22 protein-coding genes are annotated in these 21,168 nt (G+C 55.3%); 6 read left to right on the top strand and 16 right to left on the bottom strand.

What is annotated here, in order from left to right:
• Positions 1–6: 6 nt before the first annotated feature.
• The 5 genes from OSO_RS43370 to OSO_RS43355 all read right to left on the bottom strand — a co-directional run bounded on the left by OSO_RS43370 (position 7) and on the right by OSO_RS43355 (position 6,023).
• Entirely contained in the window at positions 7–450 is a 444-nt protein-coding gene (locus OSO_RS43370) for a hypothetical protein (protein WP_010583762.1), read from the bottom strand.
• A gap of 99 nt (positions 451–549) precedes the next feature.
• Positions 550–1,041 (bottom strand): universal stress protein, encoded by a 492-nt coding sequence (locus OSO_RS43365; protein ID WP_010583761.1) that lies wholly within the window; start codon positions 1,039–1,041, stop codon positions 550–552.
• Between the two features lie 70 nt (positions 1,042–1,111).
• Entirely contained in the window at positions 1,112–1,621 is a 510-nt protein-coding gene (locus tag OSO_RS47895) for a universal stress protein (RefSeq protein ID WP_157605173.1), read from the bottom strand.
• A gap of 331 nt (positions 1,622–1,952) precedes the next feature.
• Positions 1,953–3,410: a sigma-54-dependent transcriptional regulator gene (locus tag OSO_RS0113170; RefSeq protein WP_010583759.1), complete on the bottom strand. Its 1,458-nt coding sequence runs from the start codon at positions 3,408–3,410 to the stop codon at positions 1,953–1,955.
• 318 nt (positions 3,411–3,728) lie between these two features.
• Positions 3,729–6,023: a PAS domain S-box protein gene (locus OSO_RS43355; protein WP_010583758.1), complete on the bottom strand. Its 2,295-nt coding sequence runs from the start codon at positions 6,021–6,023 to the stop codon at positions 3,729–3,731.
• A gap of 384 nt (positions 6,024–6,407) precedes the next feature.
• Between OSO_RS43355 and OSO_RS0113155 the strand changes: the two genes are divergently transcribed.
• Positions 6,408–7,586, top strand: coding sequence for an acetate/propionate family kinase (locus tag OSO_RS0113155; RefSeq protein WP_040592313.1), 1,179 nt, complete (start codon positions 6,408–6,410; stop codon positions 7,584–7,586).
• A 152-nt stretch (positions 7,587–7,738) separates the two neighbouring features.
• Here OSO_RS0113155 and ilvC read toward each other — a convergent pair whose 3' ends face one another.
• The 3 genes from ilvC to OSO_RS0113135 all read right to left on the bottom strand — a co-directional run bounded on the left by ilvC (position 7,739) and on the right by OSO_RS0113135 (position 9,951).
• A complete protein-coding gene (gene ilvC, locus OSO_RS0113150; RefSeq protein WP_010583756.1) occupies positions 7,739–8,743 on the bottom strand; it encodes a ketol-acid reductoisomerase in 1,005 nt (334 codons plus the stop codon).
• A 148-nt stretch (positions 8,744–8,891) separates the two neighbouring features.
• Positions 8,892–9,431, bottom strand: a complete 540-nt coding sequence (ilvN, locus tag OSO_RS43345; protein ID WP_050986102.1) for an acetolactate synthase small subunit — start codon at positions 9,429–9,431, stop codon at positions 8,892–8,894.
• Between the two features lie 298 nt (positions 9,432–9,729).
• On the bottom strand, positions 9,730–9,951 hold the full coding sequence (locus tag OSO_RS0113135) for a hypothetical protein (RefSeq protein ID WP_029246964.1): 222 nt from the start codon (positions 9,949–9,951) through the stop codon (positions 9,730–9,732).
• Positions 9,952–10,607: 656 nt separating this feature from the next.
• Here OSO_RS0113135 and OSO_RS0113130 point away from each other — a divergent pair.
• The 5 genes from OSO_RS0113130 (at position 10,608) to OSO_RS0113105 (ending at position 14,027) form a co-directional block, all read left to right on the top strand.
• A complete protein-coding gene (locus OSO_RS0113130) occupies positions 10,608–11,843 on the top strand; it encodes an NAD(P)/FAD-dependent oxidoreductase (RefSeq protein WP_010583754.1) in 1,236 nt (411 codons plus the stop codon).
• A 45-nt stretch (positions 11,844–11,888) separates the two neighbouring features.
• Entirely contained in the window at positions 11,889–12,278 is a 390-nt protein-coding gene (locus OSO_RS0113125) for a DUF488 domain-containing protein (protein WP_010583753.1), read from the top strand.
• Positions 12,279–12,431: 153 nt separating this feature from the next.
• Entirely contained in the window at positions 12,432–12,995 is a 564-nt protein-coding gene (locus OSO_RS0113120) for a c-type heme family protein (RefSeq protein ID WP_010583752.1), read from the top strand.
• A 194-nt stretch (positions 12,996–13,189) separates the two neighbouring features.
• A complete protein-coding gene (locus tag OSO_RS43340; protein ID WP_010583751.1) occupies positions 13,190–13,759 on the top strand; it encodes a c-type heme family protein in 570 nt (189 codons plus the stop codon).
• 67 nt (positions 13,760–13,826) lie between these two features.
• Positions 13,827–14,027, top strand: a complete 201-nt coding sequence (locus tag OSO_RS0113105) for a DUF542 domain-containing protein (RefSeq protein WP_029246962.1) — start codon at positions 13,827–13,829, stop codon at positions 14,025–14,027.
• 168 nt (positions 14,028–14,195) lie between these two features.
• On the opposite strand, the gene OSO_RS0113100 is transcribed toward OSO_RS0113105, so the two are convergent.
• The 8 genes from OSO_RS0113100 to OSO_RS0113060 all read right to left on the bottom strand — a co-directional run bounded on the left by OSO_RS0113100 (position 14,196) and on the right by OSO_RS0113060 (position 20,064).
• Complete coding sequence (locus OSO_RS0113100; protein WP_202799931.1) at positions 14,196–15,752, bottom strand: glycerophosphodiester phosphodiesterase family protein; 1,557 nt, start codon at positions 15,750–15,752, stop codon at positions 14,196–14,198.
• Between the two features lie 340 nt (positions 15,753–16,092).
• Positions 16,093–16,578, bottom strand: coding sequence for a hypothetical protein (locus OSO_RS0113095; protein ID WP_010583748.1), 486 nt, complete (start codon positions 16,576–16,578; stop codon positions 16,093–16,095).
• A gap of 3 nt (positions 16,579–16,581) precedes the next feature.
• Positions 16,582–16,998: a hypothetical protein gene (locus OSO_RS0113090; RefSeq protein WP_010583747.1), complete on the bottom strand. Its 417-nt coding sequence runs from the start codon at positions 16,996–16,998 to the stop codon at positions 16,582–16,584.
• Positions 16,999–17,005: 7 nt separating this feature from the next.
• Entirely contained in the window at positions 17,006–17,488 is a 483-nt protein-coding gene (locus OSO_RS0113085) for a hypothetical protein (protein WP_010583746.1), read from the bottom strand.
• 48 nt (positions 17,489–17,536) lie between these two features.
• Positions 17,537–17,866 carry a hypothetical protein gene (locus OSO_RS0113080; RefSeq protein ID WP_010583745.1) on the bottom strand — a complete coding sequence of 110 codons (330 nt, stop codon included), beginning with the start codon at positions 17,864–17,866 and terminating at the stop codon, positions 17,537–17,539.
• A gap of 310 nt (positions 17,867–18,176) precedes the next feature.
• Complete coding sequence (locus OSO_RS0113075; protein ID WP_010583744.1) at positions 18,177–18,584, bottom strand: hypothetical protein; 408 nt, start codon at positions 18,582–18,584, stop codon at positions 18,177–18,179.
• 29 nt (positions 18,585–18,613) lie between these two features.
• Complete coding sequence (locus OSO_RS0113070; protein ID WP_157605172.1) at positions 18,614–18,958, bottom strand: hypothetical protein; 345 nt, start codon at positions 18,956–18,958, stop codon at positions 18,614–18,616.
• 641 nt (positions 18,959–19,599) lie between these two features.
• Complete coding sequence (locus tag OSO_RS0113060) at positions 19,600–20,064, bottom strand: hypothetical protein (protein WP_010583741.1); 465 nt, start codon at positions 20,062–20,064, stop codon at positions 19,600–19,602.
• Positions 20,065–21,168: the final 1,104 nt, after the last annotated feature.

The raw sequence follows: 21,168 nt of genomic DNA, 5'->3' as shown, positions 1-21,168 counted from the left end.
GCGGAGTTACTTCTTCAAGACGGGCCGCTGGCTTCGGACATACTTGTGGCATTCGACACAGCCTTTCATGGCATCCATCCATTGCAACATGGCATTATCGAGATTTGATTTGGCGGCGGCCTCATCCAGTTTCCGCACGGCAGTTCGAAAATCACGATTGAAATCGCGATAGTCGGCGTCGGTCAGGACATTCCATTTTTCGACTTTGCTCATCTCCAGCAGAGTGGCCGCGCCCTGGCGAATCAGACCGGGGTCTTCTACCGTCAGACCCTCCAGAATCTGGGACGAGGCCCCTAACTTCTTCCGCATGAAGGCTTGCAGGTCGAGCGACGACTCTTCGGCCGCCACAGGTTGGGGTCGCGAACCGCTGAGTTCGACAACCGCAGCCACCGCGACGACGACTGCCACGCAGGCAAACCAGCGTAAGGATCGATTGGAAAATTTAAGCATGTTTGATTTCTCCTTTTGAGTTGCATCACATCTGAAACGGATTCCGGCATTTCCGTGCGACACGATTCGTCAGGCTGGCTGCGTCGCACAGAGGCTCGTTCATCCCTTGGTCGCCGTTCCCACCTCGTCGACGAATTGATGTCCGGTGGGATGAATGGTCAGCACGGGGCAATCGGAGATTCGGACCAGCTTTTCCGCGACGGAGCCGAGAAGGAGTCGCGAGAAGCCGGAATGACCATGGGTTCCGACCACGATCAGATCGATGTCCTCTTGCTTCGCGTATCGGACGATTTCGTCGACGGCGAAACCGACGTCCGCCACGAGAATCGTCCGATGCTGCTCGGCCCATTTCTGACCAATCAGTTCTGAAAGTCGCCGACGTGTCTGCTCGAGCAGGATGTCTTGGGTGGAATCGGGGATTGTCCAGGAAGTGGTTGCATCAGGCAGCGTGACCGGCAGCGGGGCAATCACGTGCATCACGTGAAGTTCTGCTTGAAATCGTTCGGCAAGTGACATGGCATATTGCAGAGCTTGCTGTGCCGGCGGACTGAAGTCGGTGGGGAACAAAATTCGTTTCACTTCGACTTTCATCGTGAACTCCGGTGGATGGGTCTGGTGTATCGTGGATTTGGTCATGATCCGAGAGCGTTGGTCAAACGTGTCACAATGCCGGAGAGGTGCGCTTTTCGGTTGACGGCTTTGAAGCGGCGCGTAAGGGCGATTCAGGCTGACGCAGGCAGAACACGGGGCAATGCGACTGACGGAAAACTCCTTCTGCAACGCTGCCATGCAGCCGAAACGGCGACTGACGATGCTGTTCGGACGCAATGACGATCAGGTCCGCATCTTCTTCCCGGGCGACTTTCAGGATCATGCCTACGGGATAGCCCTTCACCAGGCGAAACGTCACAGGGACATCACCCGCCATCGCGCACATTTGCTGAAAGGATTCACGGCACTTGAGATATTCCGTACTCGCCTCGTCGACGAGCGCGAGATCTTCGTCGTCCGGTGCCTCATTGGAGTGCGGCAAGACATGCAGGACGACAAGCCGCGCGAAGTGGTCGCGGGCGATCGAGCAGGCCAAGTGAAAAGCCTGATCGGCTTGTGTTGAAAAGTCGGTGGGATGGAGTACGACATCAATGGCGGCCATGATCGGTTTCCGATTCATTCGAACTGCGTTCCAGGCGAAATCGAAGTCGATCTGGTGTGTCTGAACACCCAGCTCTGATCCGCGAAGAACGGAAACGATCGAAAAGCAGGCCCCGTGCCACGATTGATCAATCTGCGGAATCGATCCGGAGATTGGAAAATCTACCTGGAATCGCGAGTCGGCGCAGCGATGGAATGCCGCCAGACCGTCATCAGGTGGGGAACACCTGGAGTGTTTTTTTTCAGTTGGATGAAGTTCGACAGTCCGACAAGAACGCACAAGAGGCGTCGCGATCAGTCGGCCCTGTCAATCAGGGGCATCGATCACGGATTGGCGACAGCGTCACGGGTCAGTCTGACACGCGAACGGAACGATCCAACTGTATTCCGAGCGCACTGAGCTTCACGCGCAGCGTTGAGCGAGAGATTCCGAGAATCGCCGATGCGCGACTGATGTTTCCTTCGACCTGGTGCAAGAGTTCCGTCAGCAACGTTCGTTCAACGCGCTGGATGACTTCGTCGTACAGTTGCTCGGTTCCAGACTGAATCCGTTCCTGAATGAATCGGCTGAGTTCGTTGTCGGAAGTCAGTTCCGCCGCACTTGGGATCGGCTTCAATGACCCGGCATCGCCAGACGTTCCTCGAAGTCGGTCCGGTAGCGATTCTGGCAGAATGACCACGCCCATCGCCTCGACGACGGCGTGTTTCAGCACGCTTTGCAATTCTCGTAAGTTGCCGGGCCACGTATAGGCTTCCAGCAGTTGCATGGCCTCGGGCGAGACACGCTGAACATCCTTTTCGAGTTCCTTGCTGAATCGTTTCAGGAAATAATGAATCAGCAAAGGCAGATCACCATTGCGCTGCCGCAGCGGCGGCAAATGGATGGTGTAGACATTCAAGCGATAATAGAGGTCATTACGAAACGTTCCCTGTTCCATCATCTCGGTCAGATTGCGATTGGTGGCGGCGATCAAACGTACGTTCGTACGGATCAAATCACTGCCGCCGACCCGCTCAAACTGCTGGTCCTGCAAGACGCGCAGAACCTTTGTCTGCGTCAGGGGCGTCATGTCGCCGATTTCGTCAAGAAACAACGTGCCACCATCGCACTGTTCGAATTTTCCAATGCGCTTGCGTTCCGCGCCGGTGAAGGCACCTTTCTCGTGACCGAAGAGCTCGCTTTCCAGCAGATTTTCTGGAATTGCGGCGCAGTTGATCGCAAGGAACTGTTTGTCGGATCGCTTACTGTACTGGTAGATGGCCCGTGCAACGACTTCTTTGCCGGTACCGCTTTCGCCCAGAATCAGCACAATCACGTCTTGCCCGGCCACCCGGCCGATCTGACGATAGACTTCCTGCATTGCCGGGCATTGTCCCACGATCAAATCGACGGAACAAGAATCCAGTTCGTTGTCCGCCGCAATTTTCGTGGGGGTCCGCGCCATGCGTGAGGCTTCGAGTGCGCGGTCGATCGCCGCCTGCAGGGCATCGAGATCGAGCGGCTTCAAGAGATAGTCAAACGCGCCGAACCGCATGGCATCAATTGCGGTATTCGCGGTTCCATGACCGGTCATCAGGATTACTGGGGTGCGACTTTGCCGCTGCTGGAGTTCTCGCAGCAGTTCTAATCCCGATGTTCCGGGCAACCGCAGATCGGTGACGATGGCATCGAAATCGTCTTTCTGAACGAGACTTAGCGCTTCTTGTGCATTCCCGGCCGTTTGAACGAGGATTTGATCAGAACAGAATGCGTGCCGAAAGCAGTCCAGAATGAGCGGGTCATCATCCACAACGAGAAGTTTCGGCATAGTGATTCTGACTTTCGAAACGCATCGAGGCGATTTCGCAGTGACTGTTGTGGACCGAGGGATTTCGACAATAAACAGTATAACGTCGAAAGAATATCTATCACGCATCGGCACCGAGAATTTCCCCCAATCGGCAACGCTGTGAAGGATTTATTCGTTCGATCTGAAGGTCCCGAAGTTGTTTCGCTGATTGAGAATCGATTCAAGCGAGCCGAGAAGCGTCCGGGAACGTCGAAACCATGAAGACTGGCTCTGCAAGGTGCCTGTCCCCATGGTTTCCGGCCGTAGAAGTTTGCTCGTTCCTGCGGTTTCGTTCGATCATGCACCGCGAGGGATCACGTCGGAAAGCGCCTGTGCGAGCTGATCGGCGGAGTACGGTTTCGAGAGAAACATGCGCGCGCCGAGTTTTATCACTTCGGTCTCTCGCTGCGTTGTTCTTAGTCCGCTGCAGGCGATGACGGGCAAGCTGGGGGCGATCTGTTGAAGTCGGCCGAGCGTCTGCTGTCCATCCAGTCCGGGCATCATCATATCCAGCAGGACCGCCGCAATCCGCGAGCGGTACTTGGTGACAATTTCGATCGCGGCCAGTCCATCCGCGGCGGTCAAGACATCATAGCCGCAGCTTCGAAGGGCCGCCTCGGCCGTTTTCAAAATAGGCAATTCGTCGTCGACGATGAGTACGGTCAGTCCCGCACCCGACCGCGTTACTCCCGAAGTTGTTCCGTTGTGTGCGAAGAACTCGTGCACGGTTGCCGGGAGGTAAATGGAGAAGGTCGTCCCTCGTCCCGACTCGCTATAAACGCTGATGAAGCCGCCGTAGCTTTTGACGATTCCCTGGACCGTGGCCAATCCCAATCCTGTTCCTTTACCGACATCTTTTGTGGTAAAGAACGGATCGAAAATTCGGTCAAGAATCTCGGGGGCCATCCCCGTTCCAGTGTCGGCGATCTGAATCAACGTGTAGAGACCCGCGCGCGCGCCGGGATTCACCTGAGCGGCATTCTCGTTCAATTGTGCAGGGCTGGCATCCATTCGTAGCGTGCCGCCATTCGGCATGGCGTCGCGGGCGTTGATACACAGATTCATCAGGATCTGTGAGATCTCGGTCGGGTCCCCCAGAACGTGCGGGCAATCGGGGTCGACATGCATCTCAATCTGTATGGACTTCGGCAGGGTGTGAACCATTAGCTCACGCGTTTCCTGCATGACCTTTGCCAAATCGACCGGCTGGCGCTCGCCCCGGATTCCCCCGGCGAACGCCAGCAGTTGCTTGACCAGATCCGCGCCGCGCTGCGCACTGGCCATCATCGTGTCGAGCAACCCTTCGCGGTTCTCCAGCGCTCGTCCTTTGGACAGCAGCTTGGCGCCCATCATGATCGGTGTCAGCACGTTGTTCAGATCGTGTGCGATGCCACCCGCAAGCGTGCCGATGCTTTCCAGCCGCTGGCTGCGATGGGCCGCGCGTTCCCTCTTTTTTCGTTCCGTGATATCGATGTTGATGCAAAGGTAGCCTTTGATCTTGCCAGCTTCGTCACGCAGGATCGTGCGGCGATGTTCCACCGAGACCATTTTTCCCGATCGCGTGGATTTCGACATCTCGCCACCCCACGAACCGCGTGCATTCGTCGTGCGCTGCATTTCCCAGAATGCGGCTTTATCGCCCGAAAAAAGCAGGTCGTAGTCATGCTGACCGATCGCTTCTTGCGCTGTCCAACCAAAGAGCCGCGTTGCCGCATGATTCCAATATGTGATCCGATCGTTCAGGTCGACCACGATGACCGCATCGGAAACCTGATCGAGCATCTCGGACTGTTCTTCAATCTGGCGTCTGCGCAGGATCGCTTCGGTGACGTCTCGCAGGATGACCGTGAAGATTTTCTTGTCTTTGACGGATGTCTGCGAAATTGACGCCTCGATTGGGAACTCTTCACCCGACATCCTCAGCGCCATCACCGTCCTTTGTTCCCCCATCCGGCGTCGTTCGATGGTTCCGGCCCCAAACCTTTCGACATCTTTGCGATGCCCCCCGCGGAACCGGCCGGGAATCAGCATATCGATCGGTTGCCCCAGAACTTGTTCCGATTTCCAGCCAAAGATGAGTTCCGCTGCGGCGTTGAACAGCACAATTTCGTGGCGTTCATTCATGGAGATAATGCCATCCATGGCCGTTTCCAGAATGGTTAAAAACGGAATTTCGCCAATTTGTCCGTCGGAGACTTCAGGCTGTTGCGATTCGCGAAAAATGATCATGGATTGAGGACGTTGATCCAGCGGCGGAAGTGTGACGACGGTGCTGGCCACATGTGCGTACGTTCCGTCCAGTCGACGGATGGTGGTTGATGTGAGCGGAAATCGCGTCTTTTCGGGTTCCTGTCGACGATTCCATCCTGAAATCAGCCCGCGAAATTCCGGAGAAAGCAGATCGACGAGCAACGCCTGATGGAGTTGCTCTGGACGCTCGGCACCGAACAGCCGCAGGCAATCCTGATTGAACTGGACGACGTGATTGTCGATCTGAATAAATGCCGGATCGGGATTGAAGTCCAGCAGTTGCTGCGAGTTGAATTGCGGCTGACGTGTCGGGTCAACAGTGGAATCGTTCGCGTCCGCCATGATTTGAGCGCCTTGATTGTCCAGTTGGGTAAAAAATTGCCAGTCCGCTGCCAGTGGGACACCCGGTCAGCGAAACCGATGAATTGAATCACAGTCGAACAGCGTCGTTGCCGGAAATTCAGCCGCTTTGGTACGGTCCGTGCAAAGCTTAACGCAATGCCGGAACGTTCTCGATTCCGACGGTGAATCCCCGCGTTGCTCGACAATATCGAATCATTGCAACGTTCGTTCCACACAAAACTCAAGTGTGGCAGAAGTCGGTTTGTGACAATCCTGCATGAGTGGCAGCGAACGCGTGCAGCGTGTGCTTGATTGAAGTGGATTGCGAATCGGATCTCGTTTCGCGACTCTGTTTCGGTTGGATTTTCTTACGGAGAGCGATTGATGATGCGAACAATTCTCACCATCAATACCGGATCATCAAGTTTGAAGGTCGCACTCTACGAATGCGAGCACGAGGCGACGCGCGTCCTGACCGGCCAAGTCGACCGCATCGGCCAAGTGGACGGCTATCAACGGATCAGTGGTTCTCGCTGTTCGCTGATCAGCGAACAGCAGGGCTATTTTTCTGACTACCAGGCGGCGCTCAACTCCATTCTGGCGGGGCTGCGCGAATGCCGGAATTCGTTCACCATTGATGCCGTGGGGCATCGCGTCGTGCATGGAGGGGCCGAGTACCGTGAGCCGGAACTGATTACCCCCGCGCTCCTGAGCAATCTTGAGCGTCTGGTCCCCATGGCATCGCAGCATTTGCCACAGGCCATCGCGGCCATGCGGACAACCCTGGATCTTTTTCCAGACCAGCCACAGCTGGCCTGCTTTGACACCTCGTTTCATCGAACCATGCCAGCCGTCGCACAGACCTATCCGCTGCCAGCGCGTTATCGGGATGATGGTGTGCTTCGATACGGATTTCATGGGCTTTCGTATCAATACATCGTCTGCAAGCTCAGGCAGATCGCTCCTGATGAAGTGCAGGGGCGAGTTCTGATTGCCCATCTTGGGAATGGGGCCAGCCTGGCTGCGGTTCGTCATGGTCAGAGTGTCGACACGACGATGGGTTTCACCCCCACCGGTGGATTGATGATGGGGACGCGCACGGGCGATCTTGATCCCGGACTGTTGGCCTACTTGCTTACGCAACGTGGCCTTTCGCCCGAGGAATTGATGACTCTGATCAACCGCCAATCGGGGTTGATCGGTGTTTCCGAGACGAGTTCCGACATGCGTCATCTGTTGGAAACGGCTCGCACGGACTATCGAGCTGCCGATGCCGTGGAACTGTTTTGCTACCTGGCACGAAAGCAGATGGGGGCCATGGTTGCCGCCATGGAGGGGCTCGATACTTTGATCTTTACCGGAGGCATCGGTGAACACGCCGCCGCCGTGCGCTGGCAGATTTGTGCCGGACTCGGCTTTCTGGGAGTCAAACTCGATCCTCTGGCAAATCAAGCCAACGCACCGGTCATTTCCACCGAGACAGGCCCGGTGAAAGTTCGCGTCATCAACACGGATGAGGAACTGGTAATCGCGCGCGCGCTGCTGCGGTACCTCGAACTTTGATCGCGGGATCGACGGTCACGGATTTTCCCGTTTCCATGTCAAAAAGAAAAGCCGGCGTCTCGTAAACTACGGGACACCGGCTTCTTTAGATGCACAATCAACTCGCTGTCACACGGTGGCGACGAATCGCGTGGGCGTGCGACCGAGGTCGATTAAAACTCTTTCGCGTTGATCCACTTCATCATGCGGCGCAGTTGCTTGCCGGTTTCTTCCAACTGATGCGTACGCTCGCGTCGCTTGATCGCTTGGAACGTGGGTTGATTGGCCTTGTTTTCCAGAATCCACTCGCGAGCGAACTGGCCGGTCTGGATTTCGTGAAGAATCTTCTTCATTTCGGCCTTGGTCTGCTCGGTGACGATTCGTGGACCACGGGTGTAGTCGCCGAATTCCGCCGTGTTCGACACGCTGTAACGCATGTAGTTCAAGCCGCCCTGGTAGAACAGGTCGACGATCAGCTTCAGTTCGTGCATACATTCGAAGTAGGCCATTTCTGGCTGGTAACCGGCTTCGGTCAGCGTTTCGAACGCGGCCTTGATCAGGGCGCTCACACCACCGCACAGCACAACTTGTTCGCCGAACAGGTCGGTTTCGGTTTCTTCGGCGATCGTGGTTTCGATCACGCCACCGCGAGTTCCGCCGATGCCCTTGGCATAAGCCAAAGCCAACTTACGGCTGGTTTCGGACGCACCAGGCGTCAAGGCGATCAGGCTGGGAACGCCGCCACCCTTTTCGTATTCGCTGCGAACGAGGTGTCCGGGGCCCTTGGGGGCGACCAGGGCACAGTCCACACCGGCCGGTGGAATGACCTGGCCGAAGTGCATGTTGAAACCGTGCGAGCACATCAGCAGCGCACCAGGCTTCAGGTTTGGTTTGATTTCGCTCTTGTAGAGATCGCCTTGCACTTCATCGGGAAGCAGGATATTGACGAGATCGCCTTGCTTGGTCGCTTCGGCGATCGACAGTGGCTTGAAGCCGTGGCTGACGGCCAAGTCGTAGTTCTTGCTGCCGGGGCGCTGGCCGATGACGACGTTGCAGCCGCTGTCGCGCAAGTTCTGCGCCTGGGCGTGTCCCTGGCTGCCGTAGCCCAGGATTGCAATCGTCTTGCCTTTCAAGAGGGACAAATCGGCATCGTCGTCATAGTAAACTTTGGCGGCCATCGTTGCTTCTCATTCAAGAGGGAAAAGGGATATCGTTAATCAGGCGGAAATGAGCATTTCCGTTTCAGCGATCTCGTTTTCGTCTGGTGTGTGCTGAATCCGTATCAGGCCGAGTTCAGCGGATGGGCTGGAATCAACCCGGGTGGAATCAGCTTTGTGCCGTGGCGTCTTCATAGGCCGGAGGTGGCTGAAGTGCGTCGGCCACCGACAGCGACTTTTCTCGCGACAAGGCGATTCGTCCCGTCCGCACCATTTCGATGATGCCAAACGAACGCATGAGGTCGATGAACGCCGTCAATTTGTTTTCGGAACCCGAGATTTCAACCATCACGTGTTCGGCGCTGACGTCGACGACTTTCCCGCGGAAAATCTCGACTAGTTCACGCACGCTCGACAACTTGCCGCCGGCGGTCGAAACCTTGATCAGCATCAAGTCGCGTTCGACGATTTCCTGGTGCAGGTAGTCCACAACCTTCACAACCGTGATAATCTTTTCCAGTTGTTTGCGAACCTGATCCAGAACCTTGTCATCGCCCGCTACGACGAAGGTGATCCGCGAGAACTCGGGCCGTTCGGTTTCTCCGACGGCCAGGCTTTCAATATTGAACGCGCGCGAGGCGAGCATTCCTGAAATGTGGGCCAGCACTCCTGGCTGGTTCATCACCATTGCGGACAACACGTGCTTCATCGAACAGGAACTTTCCAAGCGGCATCAGCGGGACGTAGCCACTGATCGCGCACTTTTTGTCGAGGCCGTCGCCTCGAATCGCCGCTTGTTGGCGGCATCGGGTTCAAAAAAACTTTCGGCAAACGAAATCAATTTTCCGTTGGCCGGTCGCGGAGAGCCAAACATGGTAAGCAGCGACACGCGGGGAAACAAGGTTCCTCGTTTTCAGACGGACCCCAAATCCAGAACTTGGTTCGGTCGAATCGATCACAGAATCCGGATCGGTCAGCCGTTTTGCGGTTCTTTGCGTGGGCGGAATTTACCACTGAATCGGTCGGAGAACTTGCGTGGCAATCAAGATTCCGAGAATGACTCCAAACCAAGTCAAACCGAGCAGCACCCAACGCGCTTTCTGCGGTCCAAACCACTGCACCAGCCGCCGGCCTTTTTTCGAATGCTCCAGAAACCAAGTCTGACGCATCAGCAGCATCAAACAAAGAATCGCTGTTAAGCCGCCGACGAGAACATGTTGTGGAATCATAAGATAGGGGATTCAACGAAACCGACGCCAGACACGAAAATCCCACCGTAACGTGTTGAGTTGTCCATCGCCAGCCTTCGCTGACGGTTTGCCAGCCGCTTTGCGAGTGACACCCATTCATTCCACTCTTTGATCGGGTCGCTGTACGGACCTGGGGCAGGCTCCCGATGGTGGGTGGGCAATCTTGGGGTCTCGTGTCTCTTCGCTCCGGTCATTGCCGATGATTCACCGCCCTGAATCGAGGACGCCCTGAATCGAAATTGAAGTGACGCCTGTCTCATTCGATGAATCTCCCGGATCGACTTCGTTTGTACAATAGTCGTCTAGACAAATGTTGTCAGGACGCATATTTTCTCTTCGGGGAACCGAAATTCTGTGGTCAGCGTTTCCGGCCAGAGGGTAAGAGTGTCCCAGACCTCGCGCGTACTTGTCGTGACCTCGATTCTTCTCGTTACCAAGCTCCTGCTTGGTAACGCCTCTTTTGAACATGTTGGCTGTCAAGCGGGAATTGGACTGGAGCCGTCGTTCGCATGTCCGGTGTGTGGGAAGAGCGTTACCAAGCGGGAGCTTGGTAACGAGGAAAACGAGGGGGACGAACGAGGAAAAACGAGCAGAGTTCGATCTGAGTTTCCATCCAGAATTAGGGAGTGGCATCCGTGGTGAAAAGCACATCTTCCGCCAATGTCGTCGTGATCGGTGGTGGCCCCGCCGGGGCCACGGTGGCCACTCTGCTGGCACAGCAAGGTGTTCGCGTCGAGCTCTTTGAACGCGAGAGGTTTCCGCGATTTCACATTGGGGAGTCGTTGATTCCCGAGACCTACTGGGTACTCAAGAGATTGAAAATGCTGGACAAAATGAAGGCCAGCCATTTCGTCAAGAAGCACAGCGTGCAGTTCGTGAGCGCCAGTGGCAGGGAGTCGACACCCTTCTATTTCCACGACAACAAGCCGCACGAATGTTCGCAAACCTGGCAGGTGCTGCGGAGCGAGTTCGACCAGATGCTTCTGCAGAATGCCAGCGAGCAGGGCGTCCAGGTTAGGCAGGGCGCGAGGGTTCTGGATGTGTTGTTCGAAGGCGATCGCGCAGTGGGTGTCGACGTCGTTGATGAGGAATGTGGCAATCGACGAGTTCTGGCCGATGTTGTCGTGGACGCCAGCGGGCAGAGTTCGATGATCATTAATCGTTTTGGTCTTCGCGTACCTGATCCGCTCTTGAACAAGGGGGCGATCTGGACCTACTTCGAAGGCGCCTATCGCGATGTGGGTCAGGATGAAGGTGCCACTCTGGTGCTGCAGACTCAGGACCGGCAAGGGTGGTTCTGGTATATCCCTCAACACGACAATCGAATTAGCGTGGGCGTCGTGGGTGACTTTGGCTATCTCTTCAAGAATCGCGGCGATCACGAAACGACGTTCAACGAAGAACTCGATCGCTGCCCCAGCGTGAAAAAACGAGTCACCATCGGTCGGCGCGCATCCCGGTTCTATGCGACCAAGGACTATACGTATCGCGCTAGCAGGGCCGCCGGTGACGGCTGGGTTCTGGTGGGCGATGCGTTTGGGTTTCTCGATCCGCTGTATTCGTCCGGCGTTCTGCTGGCGCTGAAGTCCGGGGAACTGGCCGCCGACTCGATCGTTGAAGGACTCGCCCGCGGCGACACCTCTCGGGCACAACTTGGCAAATGGGAAGAGGGCTATGTACGCGGCATGAACCGGATGCGTCGCCTCGTTTGCGAGTACTACGACGGTTTCAGTTTCGGTCGTTTCGTCCGGCGCTTTCCGCATCACAAGGGGGCAGTGACCGATCTGCTGGTCGGAGATTTGTTCAAAGATGAATTGGACAGCGTCTTCGATTCGATTGATATCATGCGCGAGGAACTGAAGCAGGTGTGAGTCGCCAGGCCCAGAGCGAGCCCACGTGACGGAGGGGAATCTGACATGAAAGCCAAACATTCATCGGACGGCCGCACGATCCGATTGGTCCGTGCTTACGACATCACCGAGAGCGATGCGGGGTATCGCGTTCTGGTCGATCGAATCTGGCCGCGAGGTGTGACGAAGGAACGGCTGGCCCTAGATGCCTGGCCGAAGGAGTTGGCGCCGTCGGCCGAACTCAGAAACTGGTTTCAGCATGATCCGGTGCGCTGGGGCCAGTTTCGGACACGGTACTTTCGGGAATTGAAGGCCAATGCCGATCGGTTGACCGAAATGCTCGCCGAATCCAAAGGGCGGCCGCTGTTATTGATTTACGGAGCGCGGGATGTTGAGCATAACAATGCCGTCGCTCTTCGAGATTTCCTCAACGAGTCTGCGGAATTGACATCATAACCGTCCGTTGAATTCACGGGGGCTGGCTTCGCCTCGATTCAAATAGGCCATGACTTCGTGACGACCAAGGTGCCTGTTCCCGTGATTTCAACAGATTGATTGCGGCATCATGTCTGACATTGAGAACCGTTTTTTGATCCTTAGGAGATGTGCATGAATCGCCATTCAATGATCTGTGTCGCGGTCATGGGCATGGCCATCGCGATCGTCGGCGTGGTGAACTCGGCGAGTGGCGACCCGGCCTCTAATGCGTCACAGACCAAAGGCGATGCGCCCGAATTTCGGCCCCGTCTTGCGGTCGACGTTGCTAAAGATCGGGCACTGGTGATGCATCAGATTTACTCCGCAACGCTCGACGTCATGCACCGACACTATTTCCATGCGAACAAGTCTGTCCTTCCCGCGCGAGCCATGGAAGATGTGTTCGCCGATGTCGCCAAAGAAACGTCTTCGAACGCGCGTTGGATCTCCGTGAACACCAAGCCGATGAGTGTCGATCATGAGCCCAAAACGGACTTTGAACGAAAGGCGGCACGCGAGATTGCAGCGGGCAAATCAGAGTTTTCTTCAATCGAAGACGGGTACTATCGCCGCGCGGGTGCGATTCCGCTTACGGCTGGCTGCATCGGCTGCCACTCGGGATTCTTCAATGACCCCAGCAAGACGCCCCGTTATGCGGCCTTGATCATCAGCCTGCCAGTGCGCGATGAACCTTAGTGCCATCACGGCCATCACGGCCATCACGAAAATTGGATGGCGATGATGAAAGCCCCGATTTGCCGGCGTTGGGTGGCCTTAGCCGAACCCCCGGGACGTCCGACGTGTATTCTGGGCGGTCACTCAGAACGGGTGAGCGATCATCGTTCAAGCGTCGCGACAGATCTCCTGCTATCTTGCTCACGAGGAAGAAAATGGTGTTCCGCGCGTCAGTTTCGAAGTTGATCTGCTTGTTGCTGTCGGTGGCCATGGTCGCGTTTGTCGCGGTCTCGTGGGCGCTGGTCGAAGCCGACGATCACGTCCAAACTCCGAAAGCCAACACGGTTGCAACGCAAGCTCACGCCTCCAAGGCGGAAGCGCGTCGCCAGGCGGAACTCTTGCACACCTCGTTCGCGGGGACGCTGAGCGCGATTCATCACGAGTACTATCGCAGCGATCAGGGAATGACGATTCCCGCCGTGACACTCAAGAGCGTGTTTCGTGATCTGGAGCGGAATCACAAGCTGGAATTTCGGTGGCTGGCCATCAATGCGCAGGCTATGAACGTCGATCACCAGCCGAAATCCGATTTCGAGAAAGAAGCTGCCAAGTCCATCGCTGCAGGAGCGGATCAGTTTGAAGGCGTCGAAGAGGGTGTGTACCGGCGCGTTGGCGCGATTGCCTTGCAGTCCGAGTGTTTGAAGTGCCATCTGCCGAACCGGACGAGCAACAAGAACCGTCTGGCCGGGTTGATGATCTCCATTCCGATTCAAGCGAACGAATAACGAAGAACAGTCCGTGCTCGGCATGCCCTGGCCAATCGTATCTCAATCGAACTTGAAAAGGCTCGCCATGAATCATCTGGATCTGGATGACAGCGTTCCCGAGTGGGTCATCGAGTACCCTCAATTGCTGTCCTTGTTCCAGGAACTTGGAATCGACTATTGCTGTGGCGGAAAGTCACTGCAGTTTGCCTGCCGCGAGCAGAATTTGAATCCGAAGATCGTGTTGGCTCTGATCGAAGATCTAACGACCACCACGAATCATCCTTGAGGGGATGTGAATTCCACACGACCCGGAAAACGTGCCTCTCCCGCTCTCTTCGGACTCAGACTTCGAACGGTGATCAGTGATACAGAGTGGCTCCTGACTTCAACAGACTGTCGACGGTATCCGCCCAGTGTCGTTCCAATTGCCCTGCGGCAACGCGCTGCCGAACGTTCAGGGCGATTTTTTTGCAGCCAGCAGTTCAATTGCCCGCAACAATCGCAGTGGATGGTCGATCTGGATGCAGTCAATGCCCCATTCGATGGCTTGCTGAAACTGAAGCACGTCATCACCCGACCCCGGCGCATCGGCGAAGACCTGAATTCCCTTTTGGTGGCATGCCGCGATCATCTCACGGCTCAAGATCGACCACTTGGCATCCACGCCATAGGGCTTGATGGCGGCCACGGCATCCAATTGTTCCAGGCGGCTCAGGGGCGGAATCGTGCGGACTTGTGGGTCGAGCTTTTGAATTGTGTCGCAATAGGCCAACGACTGATAGACGACGTGGCGTTCTTCGAGGCGATACTTGTGGATCGCGGCGACGAGCACTTCAGGAGCGACGTCTTTGGCATCGAGATAGACACTCATCGAGTCACCCAGTGCGCTCAGACCATCTTCGAATGACGGGATCCGGGTGTCACTGAAGGCCTTTCCGAACCAAAGTCCGGCCGAGAGGGCTTGTGTTTGCGCGAACGTCAAGTCGCGGGAATTTCCGGTCCCGGTCGTGGTTCGGTTCAGCGAGCCATCATGCAGGAGAAAGTGCTTTCCGTCAGTCGTCGTTCGAATATCGATCTCGGCCAGATCGATCCCCAGCCGTGCGGCTTCGCGAATTGCGGGAACCGTGTTTTCGGGTGCGTAGCGATTGACCCCGCGGTGCGCCGCGATCTTGACTGGGAATTTTCCGAGCTTTCGTCGAGCATTGAAGAAAAGCAGACCGGCGGGATCATCCGTCTGCAGCCAATCAACACCCGCGTCGATCACCTTGGCCCAGACCGCGGCGTTGTCAGACTTCTCGCCCAGGACCTGCGCCTGCACTTTGATTCCTGCCGCATGGAATTGCTGACACAGTTCGGCGGTCACTTCGTCCGCATTGATCTCGACTGCCGCTGGACCGACCTCTTTAAGGAACTTTTCGATCGTCATCGTTTGGGGCCGATATTTGGTCATCCCAGGAACACGCCCTTGCGACCGTTCCTTAATTTTTGCCAGGACGGCAGGGCTGTCATAAACGATGACCTGCTGTTCCATCCCGGCCGCGACGATTTCATCAACCAGCCGATTGGGGTCGATCTGTTTGCAGTCCAGATACAAGTTGACCTTGCCTTTGGCGAGTGCGAGGGCTTCGGGCAAGGTGAGCAATCGAGTTCCCGTAAACCGCTTTGCGAACCATGAGCCCGCATCGAGTTTTTGCAGTTCTTCGAGTGTCAGCTCGGCCACCCGTCCTTTTCCATCGGTCACGGCATCGACCGTTTCGTTGTGGATGACGACGTGATGACCATCTTTTGTCAGCCTGAGATCGATCTCGACCCATTCGCAAAAGTCTTCCGTGCACAGCTTGATTGCGGCGGCGGAATTCTCGGGAGCTGCTTTCGCCATCCCGCGATGAACCATGACTTGAATGTTGCGTGGCGGGTGGACCGGCTCAAAAAAATGAAAGTGGGATTGCGCGAAGCTCTGCGTGGCGGCGAAAGCAAACACGGTCATCGCGAGGCTGAACTGTCGGTACACGGGGCGTTCCTGTTTCGAATTGAATGCCGAATTCTGACCGCTCGGCATAAGTTGCACGACTTTCGTGCCATGCGCACGGACGTCATTGAGCAGTCAGAGACCGCATTCGATAACCACCGATTCACTGCAGAAAATCGGGCAGTGAATGAGTTTGAATGGATCGGCGTTCTTATGACGAGTTCACGGGGTGACGGCAAGAGTTCCGCTGGGGCGACGAGGCGTTGCAGAGCTAGGATTCACAGGTCACACGAAGCGAATTGCGGAGCACGAAGTCTCGTTCGCGTGCGGAAAATGCCGCTAGATTTTGACATGATGCTCCAAGAGAAGCTCGCCCAGACGATCAACCTCGACCCGCAAAAGGTTTCGATTTTGACAGGAGCAACCACGTGGAAAACGCCGTGAGAACGCTCACGATTGCCCAGTAAGGAATCGCGACCTCCGACGACGTCTCAGTTCCCCCAATCAGAAATCCGCACCCGTTTCGCGTCCAAAATCCCTCTGCTTTCGCTTCAGGAGAGGTTGCGTAAGCGGCGTGTTCCTGAACCTGCTTCTGAACTTGTTCCGGCGTCAATTCGTAGGTGTGTGAAACCCATCCTGTACGAGGTGGGGCATTTCCATTCGCAATTCGGCCATGAAAAAAGAAGACTCCAAGACCGTTCCCGAATCGGCAATTGCTGAAGTGAAGCACGGAATACGTTTCTCGACCAGCAATTGTCACACGATCAAACGTCGTATATCCCCTGACCCATGCGCCTGTGAACACGCATGCCATCACGAGCGTCAGAACGCCGAACTTCCTTCGCCATTCGCTGAAGAATTTTCGCATGCCTCAAACTCCCTCAATCGGTAGACCAGCAGCGGTTTGTGTCTCCGCTGGACGTAGCTTGCTGACCAGCAGATAGGCGCTCAGGAACGTCAACAGAGCAAGGATTGCCCAGTAGGGGATGACAATCTTGTTGCGGGCGTTGCGTGAATAGTCCATTTGCCGCTTTCGAGCGCGGATCGATTCCGGATGGTCCGATCCATATTCCGTTCTGAAGACACGTCCTGTCTGTTGATATGTATAGAAATGCGCTCCGCCGGCGCTCGAAATCACGGAAAAGCTTGGAAGAAGTGAATCCTTCGGGCAGATTAGTGTGAATCGATCGTCAAGATTTCGAGTGCGCAGCCACATCGTCATCACCACGCATGCGATAACGAGCGCCAGGACGCCCAGTTTGCGTCGCCATGGCTTGAATCCGTACATGCTTGCCTCAGATTGTGGCGCGTGGGTTGGGTTCACGCAGTTTGCTCAACAGCAGCCATGCGGAGAGCAGAACGAGCGGGATCGTGATCGACCAGTAGGGGACGAAGATAAATGGTATTGAATGATGGGGGGCAGAGCCGGGGCGAACCTGACCGAGGTCAAAGCCGGAGAATCGAAATCGCAATTCAAATTCATTCCCATTTCCCGGCACGACATTGAAAATTGCTTCGGCATCCACGGATTGTTGGCCGTAAACGGCAGCGATCGGAAGTGTGATCCAATCGAATCCGCTTTCCGGATGGTTAATGTGGGATTGGAAGATGCCGAGTTTTCCATCGACGGAAATCACGGCAGTTCGCACTTGCCAAAGGGGCAAGTAGAGCGATTCTCGATTCCGGAAGCTCCTCACCCAACCAACCGTGAAAACAGATGCCGTAAGCAGCGTGACGATTCCCAAAGTGCGTTTCCAATCTTTGAAGAATTCGCGCATGCGGTTCGATCCTATGTGCAAGTTCAGGGTGCTTGCTGACGAGCTTTGTCACTCAGAAATCCCGATGGAGCGAGATTGATTGATCGCTTGATTCACGGCGATGGCCGCTGGGATTGAACAAATAAAGATGGCAATCCAGGAAAGAACGGCTCCAATGAAGTCCGCTCGATTCTCCAGCCGCTCGTACTCGTCGGGGTCTTTTGCCGATTTCAAGGGAGGCAGGAAAATGATCGTGACCAATCCGATCGGCCCACACGCGAACAGCCAGAACCAGGGCTTGTATCCCTTCTTCATGGCAATCAACGGCGAAAGAGCAAACGAACCTCCCAGCAACGCGGGAATGAGGAGCATCCCCAAGAGCCGCAAGAGGTCGTCCATGTTTTGATGCTCCTGGGGACTTGTGACGATATGTCTGTATTTTGCCGTCGCGGCGCAATGTTTACTAGTGTTGTGTGGATGCAACTCCGTGAACGAATTTCTCGTCGAGAACCTGGGCGTTGCCGACATGCGGAGCGATGAATGCCGGTCGACCGCTTTCACTCCTCGGGCCTGTACGTCCCGGCGGGTACCCCAACCCAGGCGCTACAGATCGGTACCGCAATCGCCGCTCTCAGACGGGCGGCAGGCACATTTTCCCGGGGCAGGCGTTTCCTCTCTTTTTTAGTCATGACGGAGGGATGACTTGTGATCAGTCACCCGAATCTGTGCCCGTGATCTTTCCGTCGGTGATCACGATGTTCACGCTGAGATCGCCCCATTCTTCATTTCCGACGTAGCTCACGTCGATTTCGTTTCGTTCGGCCAGCCATGAAACATCGATGCCATCGATGTGCTTTTCGCCATTCCATTTACACCAACCGTCGAGGTGTCGTTGAATCTCACGGTCAATTTCAGGGTTGAGTTCCGTCAGCCATTGCGCCACGTCGTTCAGTTGAATCAGCAGTGAAGGCGTGAATGTCGGGTTGTCGAAGAGCGTGTAAAGAATTCCATCCGCTCGAAATTCCCAATATTCATCTTCATTCCAATGGATCACGATGTCGCCGCAACGGATTGTCGGAACAGGGCTGGGTTTTGTTTGGAGAGAAAAGGGCCACATCACGTATTCGCCTCAACTTGTAAATGCCGTCAGAATCGACGCCGTTTCAACACGGGCTTGTTCGGGATTCCATCGCGTTCTTCGAATTGGGGGAGCTCAAGTAGAGTCGACTCGGACTCGCTGCGCTCGCTGGAGTCGACTTGCGGCTCTAACAGTCGGTCGACAATCCAAATCAGAGCATTCAGAACACCGAGTGATACCAGAGATTGCGCGATGAGTGATCCCCCGATGACAAAGTTGACGACTGCGATTTCGCGATTGGACTGAAACGAACTCAATCCGACGCAGCAGACGATGACTCCAATGACAACGCCAATTACGCACAGAATCATTCCAAACGCAAGCAAGCCGCAAAAGCCAGGACGTTTCTTCATGAGATCTCCCGCATTCTGAGGTGTTCGCAATTGCACGCTCTTCGCCTCAACCGCCCATTTCATTCGGCGGCATCATTGTGAGTGTCAATTCGTGCCTGCAGCAAGTCGGCACAAAAAACTACACCGCTTTCACCACAACTCCCAACGTTCGTCGCCAAGACTTGAAGTCGCTTATTGCGATTGGGCCATTGGTGTTCATGTACGACTTCGTCGTCTGGGTTTGCTGAGCAGGAGCCACACGGAGGATAGTGTCAGCGGAATGACGATTGCCCAGTACTCCATTCCGATTCTGTAGCATAAATGCGTCGGAGACTGGCTCGAACTTGGTTTGTGAACCTCGATCACTTCGAACGGCCAGTTTCTTCCTTTAGGCCATGACTCACCTGCAGAAATCCAACGTTCACCTGTATGCAGCATCCTTCTCGGTTCGGTGATCGGCACGCTGACCCAAAATCCCTGGTCATCACGCAACCACGGACCTGTGTAAAGAACAACGACCTCGCAACAGGATTCGGCACCGAATGTCGTTCCGATTTGAGTCATATCATGGTGAGTTAAGCTCCGCATCCACGCCGCCGCAAACAGGCACGCGAATAGCAGTGCTACCACGCCTATTTTTCGTCGCCATGGTTTGAGGTAAGTCATTGCGATTTAATCCCGACGACTGCCGACAATTTCCACTTGCCAGGCTTGCTGAACAACAGCCACACGGAAATCAGCGTGAGTGGGAGGACGATCACTTGGTGAGCGATACCGAGTCCTTTCATGTTGACAAAGCGGTTTGGTGCCACGGCCATTTCCCCTGCAATCTGACGAAACCATTGTGGTTCGGATTGGTCACCGATCGGTACGTTGTTCGCGCCCGCAGAGTACTTGATTCCTGTCCGCGAATTTTGAAACACGGGCCAGCCCATAATTCGTTGATTGGCGCGGATCCACGTGATTTCTCCGCTCTTCGAATTGATCCAATGTGATCCTAGCAGCGATGAATCGAGGAAGAGGCAATCAACGGTCGTGGAACTTCTGATCCACCCCGCCGCAAACAAGCACGCCATCACCAGCGTCATCACGCCCAGCGCGCGTCGAGGCGATTTCAATTCGCTCATGGTAGTGGCTCTTTGGGTCTGATGATGGTTTCCGCATGTCAGGCTTGCTGAAGAACAGCCATGCCGAAATCAGTGTGAGCGGGAGGACGATCAACCAGTAGGGGACATGCCAGAGACATTCTCCCGAGAAAGCTTTAGGGATACCGTGACTACCCACAGCGAAGCTGGCGATTCGTTCAATTCGTCCTTGGTACGATCTCAACCATCCCGCACGGATGTTCCAACTTGCCGGAATATAATTCGTTTCACAAAGCATGATGGAGTCCGTATCCGTAAAACTTCTCACCCATCCAACCGCAAAGACGCACGCCATGAGCAGGGTCACAACGCCCAGCTTGCGACGTAGCGGCCTGAAATAGCTCATACCGGTGCCTTCGCTGTTGTCGGTCGTGGCTTGCTGAGCAGGAGCCAGGCGGAAAGTAGGGTCAGGGGGATGACGATCGACCAATACGGAAGAGTGCACAGATCTAGGTGGCGACTTGACATCCGTTTGTGGGTGCCAGTGCCAATGTGAAAGCTGCTAAAGAAGTCGTTTCTCCATGTCAGATTGAAATGTCGCCAGTCGTCGACGATGTATTCTGCAAGCATCCACCTCTCTTTAGGAGGCGGCATTGAGTTCCACGACACGAATTCTCGGGCGTCATTTGGGCCAAAGCGACGGAACTGAATTCTTCCATCAAACGATCTAATTGCAAAGTTCGAGCGATGCGCATTAAGGTTAAGGACCTCGTCCCGTTTTAGGCTCCTCGCCCATCCAACCGCAAATACACAAGCTACCAGCAGCGCAACGACACCAAGCTTGCGGCGTAGCGGTTTGAAATAGCTCATACTGGTGCCTTCGCTGTTGTCGGTCGTGGCTTGCTGATCAAGAGCCAGGCCGACAAACCAGTTAGTGGGATGACGATCGACCAGTAGGGGCCTGAAAACATCACCATTCTGAGGCCTGGAGTTGATAGTTCTCGCTTAGAAAACCCGAACGAGCTCCAAATCACTGGAGGCAAAAATTCCAATCCCTTCTCTGGCTCAGATACGTGCGTACTTACCCACGTGAACCTCCTGCCTTTAGCCTTTGCGAGCAAATATTCCACATCCGCTTGCACGGTC

Source organism: Schlesneria paludicola DSM 18645, from assembly GCF_000255655.1.
Classification (GTDB): domain Bacteria; phylum Planctomycetota; class Planctomycetia; order Planctomycetales; family Planctomycetaceae; genus Schlesneria; species Schlesneria paludicola.
This window is presented reverse-complemented; position numbering and strand designations above follow the sequence as displayed.

Bases quoted from the DNA above. Each gene is read 5' to 3' on its own strand.
- OSO_RS43370 (WP_010583762.1), bottom strand. From the start codon at position 450: ATGCTTAAATTTTCCAATCGATCCTTACGCTGGTTTGCCTGCGTGGCA.
- OSO_RS43365 (WP_010583761.1), bottom strand. From the start codon at position 1,041: ATGAAAGTCGAAGTGAAACGAATTTTGTTCCCCACCGACTTCAGTCCG.
- OSO_RS47895 (WP_157605173.1), bottom strand. From the start codon at position 1,621: ATGAATCGGAAACCGATCATGGCCGCCATTGATGTCGTACTCCATCCC.
- OSO_RS0113170 (WP_010583759.1), bottom strand. From the start codon at position 3,410: ATGCCGAAACTTCTCGTTGTGGATGATGACCCGCTCATTCTGGACTGC.
- OSO_RS43355 (WP_010583758.1), bottom strand. From the start codon at position 6,023: ATGGCGGACGCGAACGATTCCACTGTTGACCCGACACGTCAGCCGCAA.
- OSO_RS0113155 (WP_040592313.1), top strand. From the start codon at position 6,408: ATGATGCGAACAATTCTCACCATCAATACCGGATCATCAAGTTTGAAG.
- ilvC (WP_010583756.1), bottom strand. From the start codon at position 8,743: ATGGCCGCCAAAGTTTACTATGACGACGATGCCGATTTGTCCCTCTTG.
- ilvN (WP_050986102.1), bottom strand. From the start codon at position 9,431: ATGAAGCACGTGTTGTCCGCAATGGTGATGAACCAGCCAGGAGTGCTG.
- OSO_RS0113135 (WP_029246964.1), bottom strand. From the start codon at position 9,951: ATGATTCCACAACATGTTCTCGTCGGCGGCTTAACAGCGATTCTTTGT.
- OSO_RS0113125 (WP_010583753.1), top strand. From the start codon at position 11,889: ATGAAAGCCAAACATTCATCGGACGGCCGCACGATCCGATTGGTCCGT.
- OSO_RS0113120 (WP_010583752.1), top strand. From the start codon at position 12,432: ATGAATCGCCATTCAATGATCTGTGTCGCGGTCATGGGCATGGCCATC.
- OSO_RS43340 (WP_010583751.1), top strand. From the start codon at position 13,190: ATGGTGTTCCGCGCGTCAGTTTCGAAGTTGATCTGCTTGTTGCTGTCG.
- OSO_RS0113105 (WP_029246962.1), top strand. From the start codon at position 13,827: ATGAATCATCTGGATCTGGATGACAGCGTTCCCGAGTGGGTCATCGAG.
- OSO_RS0113095 (WP_010583748.1), bottom strand. From the start codon at position 16,578: ATGCGAAAATTCTTCAGCGAATGGCGAAGGAAGTTCGGCGTTCTGACG.
- OSO_RS0113090 (WP_010583747.1), bottom strand. From the start codon at position 16,998: ATGTACGGATTCAAGCCATGGCGACGCAAACTGGGCGTCCTGGCGCTC.
- OSO_RS0113085 (WP_010583746.1), bottom strand. From the start codon at position 17,488: ATGCGCGAATTCTTCAAAGATTGGAAACGCACTTTGGGAATCGTCACG.
- OSO_RS0113080 (WP_010583745.1), bottom strand. From the start codon at position 17,866: ATGGACGACCTCTTGCGGCTCTTGGGGATGCTCCTCATTCCCGCGTTG.
- OSO_RS0113075 (WP_010583744.1), bottom strand. From the start codon at position 18,584: ATGTGGCCCTTTTCTCTCCAAACAAAACCCAGCCCTGTTCCGACAATC.
- OSO_RS0113070 (WP_157605172.1), bottom strand. From the start codon at position 18,958: ATGAAGAAACGTCCTGGCTTTTGCGGCTTGCTTGCGTTTGGAATGATT.
- OSO_RS0113060 (WP_010583741.1), bottom strand. From the start codon at position 20,064: ATGAGCGAATTGAAATCGCCTCGACGCGCGCTGGGCGTGATGACGCTG.